9 protein-coding genes are annotated in these 13158 nt (G+C 65.1%); 7 read left to right on the forward strand and 2 right to left on the reverse strand.

Annotated elements, in window-relative coordinates:
* Nucleotides 1-72 precede the first annotated feature (72 nt).
* From NRY95_01065 to NRY95_01085, 5 genes are all read left to right on the forward strand, one after another.
* Nucleotides 73-387 (forward strand): hypothetical protein, encoded by a 315-nt coding sequence (locus NRY95_01065; protein UYC16605.1) that lies wholly within the window; start codon nt 73-75, stop codon nt 385-387.
* Between the two features lie 226 nt (nt 388-613).
* Nucleotides 614-1603 (forward strand): toxin C-terminal domain-containing protein, encoded by a 990-nt coding sequence (locus NRY95_01070; protein UYC16606.1) that lies wholly within the window; start codon nt 614-616, stop codon nt 1601-1603.
* 2 nt (nt 1604-1605) lie between these two features.
* Nucleotides 1606-1800, forward strand: a complete 195-nt coding sequence (locus tag NRY95_01075; GenBank protein UYC16607.1) for a hypothetical protein — start codon at nt 1606-1608, stop codon at nt 1798-1800.
* Nucleotides 1801-2174: 374 nt separating this feature from the next.
* Nucleotides 2175-4322, forward strand: a complete 2148-nt coding sequence (locus tag NRY95_01080) for a S46 family peptidase (GenBank protein UYC16608.1) — start codon at nt 2175-2177, stop codon at nt 4320-4322.
* A 236-nt stretch (nt 4323-4558) separates the two neighbouring features.
* The gene (locus NRY95_01085) at nt 4559-5176 is read left to right on the forward strand and encodes a DNA-3-methyladenine glycosylase (protein ID UYC16609.1); all 618 of its coding nucleotides are present in this window, start codon (nt 4559-4561) and stop codon (nt 5174-5176) included.
* Between the two features lie 529 nt (nt 5177-5705).
* Here the strand turns inward: NRY95_01085 and NRY95_01090 are convergent.
* Nucleotides 5706-6266, reverse strand: coding sequence for a gluconokinase (locus NRY95_01090; protein UYC16610.1), 561 nt, complete (start codon nt 6264-6266; stop codon nt 5706-5708).
* A 150-nt stretch (nt 6267-6416) separates the two neighbouring features.
* Between NRY95_01090 and NRY95_01095 the strand changes: the two genes are divergently transcribed.
* A complete protein-coding gene (locus NRY95_01095; protein ID UYC16611.1) occupies nt 6417-7796 on the forward strand; it encodes an MFS transporter in 1380 nt (459 codons plus the stop codon).
* Nucleotides 7793-10192, forward strand: coding sequence for an NdvB protein (locus tag NRY95_01100; GenBank protein ID UYC16612.1), 2400 nt, complete (start codon nt 7793-7795; stop codon nt 10190-10192). Before NRY95_01095 ends, NRY95_01100 begins: the two co-directional genes overlap by 4 nt.
* 300 nt (nt 10193-10492) lie before the next feature.
* Here the strand turns inward: NRY95_01100 and NRY95_01105 are convergent, their stop codons facing one another.
* Nucleotides 10493-12919, reverse strand: a complete 2427-nt coding sequence (locus NRY95_01105; GenBank protein ID UYC16613.1) for an AAA family ATPase — start codon at nt 12917-12919, stop codon at nt 10493-10495.
* Between the last annotated feature and the right edge of the window lie 239 nt (nt 12920-13158).

Genomic DNA, 13158 nt, shown 5'->3' on the forward strand with positions numbered 1-13158 from the left:
AGATGGTGCATGAAGTTTGGCCAATTGAATTCTATAAAAGGAAGGGTTATGAGCATAAATCGCATAATATTGATGATCGTTTTAATCTTGGGGTTTTCTGGTGAAGCTTTCGGTAACGTGGTGGTGGGGCGGGGAAAAATCAACTATGTTGAGAACGGCTGGTTTGGCGAAGGTCTTGTTATTCATTTCTCCCAAAATGGCCCTCCAGGATGCTCGGCTTCACTTAATGATCTTGCAATAGATAAAAATCACGCCGCCTACAAGGAACTTGTGGCTATGGCTATTGCGGCATATACCTCTGATTCAAATGTGGAGCTCATGGTGGAGGATGGAACGTGCCTTTTTGGCGGACGAACCAAGATCCTCTCTATTAGGCTGGTTAAATAAAATAGTAAATGGGCTGGGTAGGGAAGCAGATTTTGACCCCCGGCCCTCTGGTTTAACAGGGGGAAAGTCGATGCTTGCGGTCTTGGTGTCGGCTCTGGTCAATAAATGCAAGATGGACGTGCAAGCTAGCGGGTGCAGTATTTTCGAGATCTATCTGAAATAGCGAAGTTGCGTGGCGAATTGTCGTAGCGATACAGCATGCTTCTAACTGGAAGCGCTGTTAATCGTGCGCATTCTGATGCTTCTAGTGAATGAAATCAATCACTCAAAAGTGCAAGGACGAGTCATGTTGAAAATCCGGGTGGTCAAGGCAATGCTGCACGTCACCACCGCAGTGGCCATTTCATTACTCGTCGCACTCAGCGCCTCGGCGCAGACGGTTCGGTATGTTCATACGGATGGGCTGGGTTCGGTCGTACTGACGACGGACAAAGACCGGAATATTATCGAACGTAGCGAGTACGAGCCGTATGGCAGCCTGTTGAACCGCGCGCTGGCGGATGGTCCTGGTTATACGGGCCATGTCATGGATGCTGCTACCGGCTTGACGTATATGCAACAAAGATACTATGAATCTGATATTGGGACCTTCCTCTCTGTCGATCCTGTGACAGCTTACGAAAAGCCAATAACGAACTTCAATCGCTACGTCTACGGTCTCAATAATCCTTACAAATTCACTGATCCAGATGGGCGTCAAACCGTCGGTGAAATGATTGATGATAATGCTATGTCTGCAGCCTCACGTGGTGAAGTTGCTACAACTTATGGATGGGCATTTGCTGCGGGGTTCTGGAAGTATCTGGGAGCTGAGAATGTCAGTAAAATTACGGATAAAGGATTTACTGATGCCAGCACGTCAGATAAAGTCGGCGCGGGCATGGAGGTCTTGGCTGCCCTGCCTCCAGTTAAAATTGTTGGCGAAGCTGCCGCCATCGGGAAAGAGGCCGTCACTGCGGCAAGGGCCACTGAAGGTGCTATATTTGCGACGACAAAAGAAGCAACTTCAGCAGCAAAATCTATGGGTTTTACCCGTATAAATGGTGAAGTGCATGGACAGGCTGTATATAAGCGCGGCAAGGACTATATAACCAGAGATGCAGATGGCCACAATGGTGGAGCATGGAAGATGGCGGACTCTGTAAAGGGACTTTTTAGTAAAGAAACCCGCGCCGGAACATACTCGGCTGATTTAAAAAAGCGCGTTGGAGATTAATCATGTCTAATTCATATCCGGATTGGGTTATTCGCGGGAAAAGCATCAAAGAATTGATTGATGACTTGTCCAGCTTCGAAAATCAGGAAATGCAAGTTAGAATCTCGTTGGATGGCGGAAAAACAAGCAAGCCAATCAGCATTGTAAAAAAATCAAATGGCTTATGTATTATAGCAAACTCTGAAATTTTTGAATAAAATTGATAATTTTCTTGCGGTATTTTAAAATCATAGAATTTAACAGGAATTATTATGGCGTCAATATAATTCATGCATGGCTCTAAAAATAAAATTGAGGCGTAAGGCTGAGTGTTTCCATGGAATATATGTTCTACTGAATGGCCAATAAATAATGGATTGTGGGCAACGGGGTCAGGTTCACTTATTCAATAGCAGGCATCTGTGTATCGGGTCGTAGGAAGTGATCTGACCCTGCGTTCGCTTTTTGTCGGGAGCATTCTCGATCTTTCTTGGTAAAGGCCACATCCATCGATGAATGGATTGGTATCTTGGTTGCTGCGACCGCATTGGCCGGCTAAGGTTGCGGTTACGTTCTTTGCCTAGATCTCCGCATGCCCGTGCCCTGTCCTCTTGCCGCTTCGCTCACCCTAAGCCTTGCCCTCACTGCCACAGCCCATGCCGACGAAGGCATGTGGATGCCATCGCAATTGCCGGAACTGGCAAAGCCGTTGCGTGAGGCCGGGTTCCGTGGGAATCCAAGTGATCTAGCAGCGGTGACGCAGCCGCCGCTGAGTGCTGTGGTGAAGGTCGGGGGCGGGACCGGGGCGTTCGTGTCGGGCGAGGGCTTGCTGCTGACCAACCACCATGTGGCCTATGGGGTGATCCAGTACAACACCTCGGGCAAGGACAACTTGATCGAACAGGGCTTCATCGCCAGGGATCGCGGCGACGAGCGCGCGGCCAATCCGGATTTCCGGGTGCTGGTGACGGTGGGTTTCGACAAGGTCACCGATGCCGTGTTGGGGCCGGCCAAGGGCAAGACCGGGCGGGCGTACTACGATGCGGTGGATGCGGCGAGCAAGCGCATCGTGGCCGATTGCGAACGCGAGGGCGGGGTGCGCTGCAGTATCGCCAACATGTACTACGGCACGGACTTCTACCGGATCCGCCAGCTGGAGCTGCGCGACGTGCGCCTGGTGTATGCGCCGCCGCGGGCGATCGGCAACTACGGTGACGAGATCGATAATTTCATGTGGCCGCGGCACAGCGGCGATTTCACCTTGCTGCGCGCCTATGTCGGCAAGGACGGCAAGCCGGCCGACTATAGCGCCGACAACGTGCCGTACCAGCCGCCGGCGCTTCTGCAGATCGCCACGCAGGGGCCGAAGGCCGGGGACTTCGCGATGTTGGCCGGCTATCCGGGCATCACCTATCGGCATCGCACGGCGGCGGAGTTCGACGAGCAGGTGAACGGGGCGTTGCCGCAGCGGGTGGCGGTGTTCGACCAGATGATCGGAGTCATCGAAGCGGCGGGCAAGGTAGATGCGGAGGCACGCACGCGCTATGCGGCGCAGCTGCAGTCGCTGAAGAACAATCGCAAGCGTGCGGCCGGCGAGCTGGAAGGGATGCAGCGCAGCGATGCAGTACGGCTGCGCAGCGAGGACGAGCGCGGCATGCTCGCCGCCACGCAGGGCGACGATGCGCGCGACATCGCGGCCTTGCAGGCGTTGTTGGCCGAGGCGTCGACGCTGCGCGAGCGTGATCTGCTGCTGGCGTTGATCGGGACACAGACCCAGTTGCTGCGTTCGGCATTGACGCTGGAACGGTTGCGGCTGGAGTCGGCCAAACCCGACGAGCAGCGCGAGAGCGGCTACCAGCAGCGCGACCAGGCGCTGATCGAGGGCACGCTGAAGCAGGTGCAGCGGCGCTATTCGCCGGTGGTGGAAAGGGCGCTGCTGAGCGCGCTGCTGGCCCGTTACCAGCAGTTGCCCGATGCGCAGCGCGTGCCGGAATTCGACGCGGCGTTCGGGCGAACGCCGGCGCAGTTGCAGCAGGCCTTGGACGAGCTCTATGCAGGGACCAAGCTGGGCGAGGAAGCCGAGCGCTTGTCGCGCTTCGCTGCCGCGCGCGAGGCCAAGCCGGTGGCGGCCGATCCGCTGACGACGCTGGCCGCGGCACTGGTGCAGGCGCAGCTGCGCCTGGAGAACGAACGCAAGACGCGCGAGGGCGAGCAGCTGCGCCTGCGTCCGGCCTACATGCGTGCGCTGTTCGCCTGGCGCAAGCAGCAGGGACGGGCGGTGTATCCGGATGCCAACAGCACGCTACGCATCAGCTATGGCCGGGTCGAGCCGCTGGCGCCGCGCGATGCGGTGAGCTTCGCGCCGGTGACCACGGTGGCCGGCATCGTCGAGAAGAACACCGGGCAGGCGCCGTTCGATGCACCCAAGCCGCTGCTCGCGGCGATCGCCAAGGGCGATTTCGGCAGCACCGCAGATGCGCAGCTGAAGACGCAGCCAGTGAATTTCCTGACCAACCTGGACACGACCGGCGGCAATTCGGGGTCGCCGGTACTCAACGCGCGCGGCGAGCTGATCGGGCTGAACTTCGACAGCAACTGGGAGGCGGTCAGCGCCAGCTGGTGGTACGACCCGCGCTACAAGCGGGCGATCCATGTGGACATGCGCTACCTGCGTTGGCTGCTGGCGAAGGTGTATCTGGCGCCGCAGTTGCTGCAGGAAATGCGGTTGCCTGCGGAATGAGCAACGCCGTACCCGCACGTTACCGGGCTTGGTGCTCCACAGTGATACCGGCGGCCGGAGTGCGGCGCACGGCATTTGGATGGAGCCGCATGTATCCGGGGGCGGCGCCATGCGTGGTGGTCCGTCGCCGGCCAGGCGGTGCCGTGGTGCGCGCGCTACGATCCGCGTGTTTCGGCGCGCATGATGATCTGCACGTATCGCATCGTTCTTCGCGGGCGCCCCACTAAGCTGTGGCGATGTTGCCGACACCGCTGCCGCGCACGTTCTACGCCCGCGACGCGCGCCTGGTGGCGCCAGAGTTGTTGAACAAGTTGCTGGTCACCGGCGACGGCCGCTGCGGTCGCATCGTCGAGGTGGAGGCCTATTGCGGTGCCGAGGATCCGGCGGCACATTCGTTCCGCGGCATGACCCCGCGCACGCAGGTGATGTTCGGGCCGCCCGGCCATCTGTATGTCTATTTCATCTACGGCATGCATTGGGCGCTCAACGCGGTGTGCGGCGGCGCGTCCGGGCATGCGGTGCTGATTCGGGCGTTGGCGCCGGTCGCAGGAATCGAGGCGATGCAGTTGGCGCGCGGCGTGGGACGTATCGCCGATCTCACCCGCGGGCCCGGCCGGCTGGCCAAGGCGCTTGGTGCTTCGGGTGCGGACAATGGACTGGATCTGACACAGGCCAGCTCGCGCCTGTGGCTGGGCGAGGATGGCACGCCGCCGCCTGCGGATCCGGTCGCCACGCCGCGTATCGGCATCAGCAAGGCCACGGAGGCGCTGTGGCGCTGGTACGTGCCTTGGGATCCGAACGTGTCGGGGCCTGCGCTGCCGGGAGCGAAGCGCAGGACCATGCGCGCGAACTGACGGGTTGCGTTGGGTCCACACATCCTGGCGCATCGTGTGTCCGGATCGCCGGGGCCGGGAAGGCGTCGGGACTGAAGTCCCTCCCACAGTGCACCCATCGAGTTGGCGGCGAGTGCCCTTGTGGGAGCGGCTTCAGCCGCGACGAGCGAAGCGGTGGGGGTTGCCGCGACCGGAAGGTGCCGGGACTGAAGTCCCTCCCACAATGCACCCATCGAGTTGGCGGCGAGTGCCCTTGTGGGAGCGGCTTCAGCCGCGACGAGCGAAGCGGTTGGGGTTGCCGCGACCGGAATGTGTCGGGACTGAAGTCACTCCCACAGTGCACCCATCGAGTTGGCGGCGAGTGCCCTTGTGGGAGCGGCTTCAGCCGCGACGAGCGAAGCGGTGGGGTTGCCGCGACCGGAAGGCGTCGGGACTGAAGTCCCTCCTACAGTGCACCCATCGAGTTGGCCGCAAGCCACCATGGGAGCAGCTCGAGCCGCAACGAACGAAACGACTCGATAGCGACCGTCAGAATGAGGCGAAAGACGCGCTAGACCGCGCCGACGCTTGCACGAGATGTGGCATCCAACTGCGCGATCGCATCCGCCACCACCGCATCGAACGGCGCATCGACGTCCACCGAAAGCACGTCCGGCTCCTCCAACGGCAGCTCCAGCGTCTCGATCTGGCTCTGCAACAGGGCCGGCGGCATGAAGTGGCCGCTGCGCCGCGCCAGGCGTTCGGCGATCACATGCGCGGCCGCATGCAGGAACACGAAACGCATCGGTACGCCGCTGTCGCGTAGCTGCTGCCGATGGACGCGCCGCAATCCGGAGAAAGCCAGCACGACGCTTTGGCCGGCATCGACCGACTGGCGCAGGCGTAGCGCCAGCGCCGCCACCCAGGGCACGCGCTGCGCATCGGTGAGCGGCACGCCGCGCGCCATCTGCGCCTTGGCCTCGGCGCTGTGGACATCGTCCGCGTCCAGGAACGCGAGGCCGTAGTGCGCGGCCAGCGCCTGCGCGACGCTGGTCTTGCCGCTGCCGGAAATGCCCATCACGACGATGGCTTCGCTGCGCTGCGGCAAGGAATTCTGGGATGTTGCGTCCATCACGAGCGGTTATACCTTGCACGGGGTTTGGCATGATGCGCGAGTCGGCGTTGGCGATGCGCGCAGCGTGGTGTAGCGTCGGCACGCCACGATCGGCGCAACGTGCCTGGCGCCGTTCCATCATCGCATGACCACCCGACAGGATCGCCGATGCCCACACCGCCGCAACGCGCCGATGCACCGCTGCGCTGGACAGAAAAGGTCGGCTACGGCGTCGGCGACATGGGCTTCAATTTCTACTGGGCCAACATCTCCGCGTTCCTGCTGATCTTCTACACCGACACCATGGGCCTGCCCGCGGCGGCGGTGGGCACGATGATCCTGCTGACCAAGGTGGTCGATGCGGTCACCGATCCGCTGATGGGGGCGATCGCCGACCGCACCCGCTCGCGTTGGGGCAAGTTCCGGCCGTACCTGCTGTTCGCCGCGCTGCCGATGGCCGCCAGCGGCGTGCTGGCCTACACCACGCCGGACCTGGGCCAGGGCGGGCGGCTGGTCTGGGCCTACGTCACCTTCGGCTTGATGATGCTGATGTACACGGTGATCAGCATTCCGTATTCGGCGCTGTCGGGGGTGATCACCGCCGACAGCCAGCAGCGCACCACGCTGATCAGCTTCCGCTTCATCGCCGCCTTCGCCGGCACCACGCTGGTCAACTACGCCACGCTGGACATGGTGCGCTGGTTCGGCAATGGCGACGATGCGCAGGGCTGGCAACGCACCATGCTGGTCTACGGCATCGCCGCGGCGGCGCTGTTCGCGACCGTGTTCGCGACCACGCGCGAGCGGGTGCAGCCGCTGCCGCAGCCGCGCGCGCCGGTGCTGCAGGACATCGGCAATCTGCTGCGCAATCCGCCATGGCGGGTGCTGTTCGCGCTGGCGCTGATCATCATGATCACCATCGTCATGCGCGCCGGCGCCGGCGTGTACTACTTCAAGTACTACGTCGGCCGCCCGGACCTGACCGGCTGGTTCCTGGGCAGCTATTCGGTGGCCTTGGCGGTGGGCGCGGCGGCCACGCCGCTGCTGACCCGGCTGTACGACAAGCGCCGGCTGATGATGGGGCTGATGGCGCTGGTCGGTATGCTCAGTTGCGCGATGTTCTTCATCCCGCGCGAGGCGATCTGGGCGCTGTTCGGCATCAATCTGCTGATCGGCCTGGCGCTGGGGCCGAAATCGCCGCTGGCGTTCTCGATGTATGCCGACACCGCCGACTACACCGAATGGAAGACCGGGCGCCGCGCCACTGCGATGACGTTCTCGGCGGCGACGTTCTCGCAGAAGCTCGGCGGCGCGCTGGCCTCGGCCTGCATCGCCTGGATGCTGGCCGGCATGGGCTATGTGGCCAACCAGGCGCAGAGCGATGCGTCGCAGCTGGGCATCGTGCTGCTGCTGACGGTGATCCCCGGTGCGGTCGCGTTCCTGGCGGCGTGGACGATGCGCTTCTATCCGCTCGACGATGCCGCGCTGCTGCGCATCCAGCAGGAACTGGCCGCGCGCAAGCGCGCCGCGGAGGAAGCGAGCGCATGAGCGTTGGCAATGACGCATTTCGCGAGGTAACCGAGCTGCTGGCGCCCAGCGCCGATGGCGAACGCTACGAACTGCACAGCCCGACGGCGCTGCCCAACGCCGGCGGCTTCCTGTGGAACCGGCGGATGATGATCCAGGTCACCTGCCGCGGTTACGCCACCGCGCAGTTCATGCAGCCGGAGCCGGCCAAGTACGCGCACGCGCCAAACCTGGAGGCCAGGACCTTCATGCAGCCGGAGCAGCCGTATTACGCGCATCATCCGGGGCGCTTCTTCTATCTCAAGGACGAGGACAGCGGCGCGATCTATTCGGTGCCGTACGAGCCGGTGCGGGCGACGCCGCAGGCATTCCGCTTTTCGGTCGGCAAGCGCGACATCGCGTGGTGCGTGCGTTACACCGAGATCGAGGTGGAAGTACGCCTGCAGTTGCCGGTCGAGGATACGGTCGAGCTGTGGCAATGCCAGGTCCGCAATCTGGACGGGCGCGTGCGCCGGATCGCGCTGTATGCGTATTTCCCGGTCGGCTACATGTCGTGGATGCACCAGAGCGGCGAGTACCGCGCCGACCTGGGCGGCATCGTCTGCCGCAGCGTCACGCCATACCAGAAGGTCGAGGACTACTTCCGCAACCGCGACTTCAAGGACTGCACCTTCCTGCTGCACGAGCAGGCGCCCGATGCGTGGGATGCGCGGCAATCGGCATTCGAGGGCGAGGGCGGCCTGCACGCGCCGAGCGCGGTGCTGCAGCCGCGACTGGGCGGCAGCGATGCGCGCTACGAAACGCCGACCGCGGCCTTGCAGTACTGCCTGACGCTGCAGCCGCAGCAGGAACAGACGTTGCGTTTCCTGTTCGGCCCGGCACGCGACGATGCGGAGATCGCGGCGCTGCGGCAGCGCTATCTGTCCGCGGCCGGCTTCGCCGAAGCGGCGGCCGAGTACAGCGATTATCTGGCCGAGGCGGCCGGCTGCCTGCACATCGCCACGCCCGATCGGTGCCTGGACAACCTGGTCAACCACTGGCTGCCGCGGCAGGTGTTCTATCACGGCGACGTCAACCGCCTGACCACCGATCCGCAGACGCGCAATTTCCTGCAGGACCATATGGGGATGAGCTTCCTGCGCCCGCAGACGGCGCGCGCGGCGCTGCTGCATGCGCTGTCGCAGCAGGACGCCAGCGGCGCGATGCCGGACGGCATCCTGCTGATCGAAGGCGCGGAGCTGAAGTACATCAACCAGGTGCCGCATACCGACCATTGCGTGTGGCTGCCGGTGTTCCTGTCGGCGTACCTGGACGAGACCGGCGATGCGGCGCTGCTCGACGCCATCGTGATCGGCGCCGATGGCGGCAGCGCCAGCGTCGCCGAGCGCCTGGACGCGGCCATGCGCTGGCTGCTCGGCGCGCGCGATGCGCGTGGGCTGAGCTACATCGCGCAGGGCGATTGGTGCGACCCGATGAACATGGTCGGTTACCGTGGCCGCGGCGTGTCCGGCTGGCTGTCGGTGGCCACGGCGTACGCATTGCAGTTATGGGCCACGATCTGCGAACGCCACGGCCGCGACACGCAGGCGGCTGCATTCCGTGCCGGTGCCGCCGAGGTCAACGGTGCGGTCAATCGCGAGCTGTGGGACGGCGATTGGTACGCGCGCGGCATCACCGACGACGGCGTGCGCTTCGGCATCAAGGACGATGCGGAGGGCCGCATCTATCTCAATCCGCAGAGCTGGGCGCTGCTCGCGGGTACGGCGGATGCGGAGCAGCGCAAGCGTTTGCTGCAGGCGGTCGATGCGCAGCTGGACACGCCGTACGGGCCGACCATGCTGGCGCCGCCGTACACCGCGATGCGCGAGGACGTGGGCCGCCTCACCCAGAAACATCCCGGCTCGGCGGAGAACGGTTCGGTCTACAACCACGCCGCCGCGTTCTATCTGCATGCGCTGTACGCGATCGGCGATGCCGACCGCGCCTGGCGCGTGCTGCGCGCGATGATCCCGGGGCCGGACCTGGCCGACTACCTGCAACGCGGGCAGTTGCCGGTATTCGTGCCGAACTACTACCGCGGCGCCTGGCGCGAACTGCCGCGCACCGCCGGCCGCTCCAGCCAGCTGTTCAATACCGGCACCGCGGCGTGGCTGTACCGCTGCCTGATCGAGGGTTTGTTCGGGCTGAAAGGCGAGGGCGAGGCGCTGGGCGTGCGTCCGCAGCTGCCGTCGCACTGGACGCAGGCGACGGTGCAGCGCCGCTTTCGCGGGGCGGTGTTCGAGGTGCGCATGCAGCGCGTTGCGGGGTGCGTTGCGCCGCGGGTCAGTGTGGATGGGCAGGTGCTGGACGTGGCGCGGATCGAGGATATCGAGAGCGGCCGCCGTTATCGGGTCGAGGTGATGTTGCCGGAGGCGTGACGGGGCGTTCGGAACTCCCAATCCAGATGGTTGCGCTCGCGGTGAGCGACCGCCTGGGCACGTTAGCGCCAGGTTGCTGAAGTAGTGGGCCTGTCGGGTGGCTGCAGTCGGGACTGAAGTCCCTCCCACAAAAGTCTGCGTGCCCGGCGAGGCGCCACAGGGTCGAAGCCATGGCGACAAGTTTGTTGCGCAAGATGCCTTCGCTTCACAGGCGTTCGTAGGCAACGGCTGGGTGCACGGTGGGAGGGGCTTCAGCCCCGACGCCTTATCGGTGAAGCGAGCGCCAGGCCTGAAGCCTTTCTACAACGGCAATGCACTCGCAGTTTCGATCAGGTCTTCCCATTGCAGCCGGGTGCTTGCCGCATCGTCGCTTTCCAGCAGCGCGCGGCGGGCGGCGCGGCGCATGGCGCGGCTGATCCAGGTTTGCAGGTCGCGGCCGGAGCGGCCTGCGCTGCGTTCGGCCAGCCAGCTGGCCGCTTCCGCCGCGTCGAACGCCAGCGGCTTGCCGTGCAGCAGGCGCGCGACGATCGCGCTGCGTGCGGCGGCGTCGGGCAGGCCGATCTCGATCTGCCGGTCCAGCCGCGACAGCAGCGCCGGATCGATCGCCGCGGCATGGTTGCTAGCGGCCAGCAGGAACACCTGCCCGGCCTGGCTGGCGACGCCGTCCAGTTCCTGCAGCAGCTGGCCGACGATCTCGCGGGTCAGCGCGTCGTCGCCGTCGATTCCGCGCGCTGGCGCGACGATGTCGATCTCGTCGACGAACACGATGCACGGCGCCTGCGCGCGGGCGCGCTCGAACGCGGCCTGCACGCGTTGGCCGGACTGGCCCAGGTAGGCGGCCTTGAGGTCGGCGCCGGTCAGGGCGATGAAGGCCAGCCCCGACTGGCTGGCCAGGATCCGCGCCAGTTGGGTCTTGCCGGTGCCGGGCGGGCCGTACATCAGGATCCCGCGCGGCACCGGCACGCCCAGCGTGGCCAGGGTCTCGGCGTTGCGCAGTTCCTTGCCCAGGCCGACGAATTCCTCGATCACCGCCGCCGGCAGCACGATGTCGTTCCAGTCCAGCGGCGTCACCCGGGTCGAGCCCTTGCCGCGCAGCAAGCGCAATTGCGCCAGCAGCGCGTCGCCATCGAGTTCGCCGTCCATGCACTCGGCAGCGACCCGCGCCACCAGGGTGTGCAGATCGCGGCCGGACAGGCCGCTGCTGTCGGCGACCACGCGCGGGTCCAGCGCCAGCGCGAAGCCGGCGCGTTCCAGCTCGCCGCCGAGGATGCGCGCGCGTGCCGCCGCATCGGGCAGGCCGATGCCGATGCTGGCGGTGAAGCGCGACATCACCGCGTCGTCGAGCAACTCGGGGCGGTTGGTCGCGCCGATCACCAGCACCTGGCCGCGCGCTTCGTGGAAGCCGTCCCATTCGGCGAGAAAGGTCTGCACCAGTTCGGCGCCGAAGCTGTCGCTGTCCACGCCGCCGCGGCGCGCGAACACGCTTTCGCATTCGTCGATGAACAGGATCGCTGGCGCCTTGGCGCGGCAGCGCTGCCAGATCGCCTGCACCTTGGGGCCGGTGTGGCCGACGTGCGCGGCCTTCAGGTCGGCCACGCCCAACGCTTCGAAATGGCAGCCCGCATGGCGCGCCAGCTTGCGCGCGATCAGGGTCTTGCCGGTGCCCGGCGGCCCGTGCAGCAGCATGCCCTTGGGCGCCGGCGTGCGCCCGGACACGAACAGGTCCACCAGCTTGAGGATCTGGTCCAGGGTGGTGTCGGGCAGCGCCACGTCGGCCCAGTGGCGGTGGATGGCGTCGGTGCTGTGCAGACGCTGCTGCAGCATGCGCTGTTGGCTGCGCGCGTCCATCCAGGCATCCACATGCCGGTGCAGCTCGGCGATCGGCTGCGCCTCGGCGGCTGCGCTGGCCGCCACCGCCAGCGCCAGGTCGCGTAGCTGCGCCTGCGCTTCGGTGTCGAACGCCGTGCCGATCGGGATCAGCGCGGCGGCGCGGCCAGCGTCTGGCAGCAGCAGCAGCGCCTGCACCTGCGGTTCCGGCTCGGCGCCGTCGTGCAGCGCCAGCATGCGCGCGCCGGCCAGGTCGCCGTGCGCCGCGGCGATCTGCCAGCGGCCCTGCAGTTCGCGCTGCGGCCATGGCGCGCGGGTGACGCGGTACGGATAGGTCGCATCGTGGTGGCTGTCGCGGGCGAACTGCATCAGCGCCAGCGGCCGCTGCGCGAAACCGTGCAACAGTGCGCGCTCGTCGCGGCTGACATGCCGGGCCAGCAGGTGCGCGCCGCCGATGACCAGCAGCGCATAGATCAGCAGCGACGGCAGCGCGCGTTGCAGCAGCTGCAGCGTGTCGCGCTGCATGCCCAGATGGCGCCACCAGTCCAGATAGCCGCGCGCGTCGCCGAGCCAGTGCCCGCTCATCCACGGCAGCGCCAGCAGCAGGAACGCGAGCAGCGCCAGCCGCCAGCGCCAGTCCGGCAGCAGCGGGCGCAGCAGCAGCGCCGGCCACCACGCGCGGCGGTATTCGCGGCGCAGCACCGCGGCGGCGGCCTGCGCCGCCTGCGCGACGAAGTCGCGGCGGATCGCGGCCACGGCGTGTTCCACCGCCGGCAGGTGCCGTTCGACCTCGGCTTCGGCGGTGGCCTGCCGCACCTGTGCCTGCTGCAATTGCGTCTGCAGCCGCAGCCGTTGCTGCTGCAGATAGCTCGCCCGCGACTCGGTCGGCACGGAAGACATCAGCGTGGGCGGGCGTGGGCGTTCACTGCGCGAATCTTAGCCTGCCGCTTGCATGTCGTGCCGTAGGCGGCCTGTCCGCTGCTGGCCTGCCGCCTGCGCGGCCGGTCGCAGGCCCAGGCCCCATCGTGTCGATGCCGGACACGGCAAGACCATGTGCCGTACAAGGGCGTGCGCGGCGCGGCATCATCATGCGGTCGCCTGGCCGCAGCACCTGGGCCTGGATCCTCGGTTGCCCCGTG

The sequence above is a fragment of the Xanthomonas campestris pv. phormiicola genome, assembly GCA_025666215.1.
GTDB lineage: Bacteria > Pseudomonadota > Gammaproteobacteria > Xanthomonadales > Xanthomonadaceae > Xanthomonas_A > Xanthomonas_A campestris_A.

Excerpts from the sequence above, each read along its gene's own strand:
- NRY95_01065 (UYC16605.1), top strand. The coding sequence starts at position 73 with ATGATCGTTTTAATCTTGGGGTTTTCTGGTGAAGCTTTCGGTAACGTG.
- NRY95_01075 (UYC16607.1), top strand. The coding sequence starts at position 1,606 with ATGTCTAATTCATATCCGGATTGGGTTATTCGCGGGAAAAGCATCAAA.
- NRY95_01080 (UYC16608.1), top strand. The coding sequence starts at position 2,175 with ATGCCCGTGCCCTGTCCTCTTGCCGCTTCGCTCACCCTAAGCCTTGCC.
- NRY95_01085 (UYC16609.1), top strand. The coding sequence starts at position 4,559 with ATGTTGCCGACACCGCTGCCGCGCACGTTCTACGCCCGCGACGCGCGC.
- NRY95_01090 (UYC16610.1), bottom strand. The coding sequence starts at position 6,266 with ATGGACGCAACATCCCAGAATTCCTTGCCGCAGCGCAGCGAAGCCATC.
- NRY95_01095 (UYC16611.1), top strand. The coding sequence starts at position 6,417 with ATGCCCACACCGCCGCAACGCGCCGATGCACCGCTGCGCTGGACAGAA.
- NRY95_01100 (UYC16612.1), top strand. The coding sequence starts at position 7,793 with ATGAGCGTTGGCAATGACGCATTTCGCGAGGTAACCGAGCTGCTGGCG.
- NRY95_01105 (UYC16613.1), bottom strand. The coding sequence starts at position 12,919 with ATGTCTTCCGTGCCGACCGAGTCGCGGGCGAGCTATCTGCAGCAGCAA.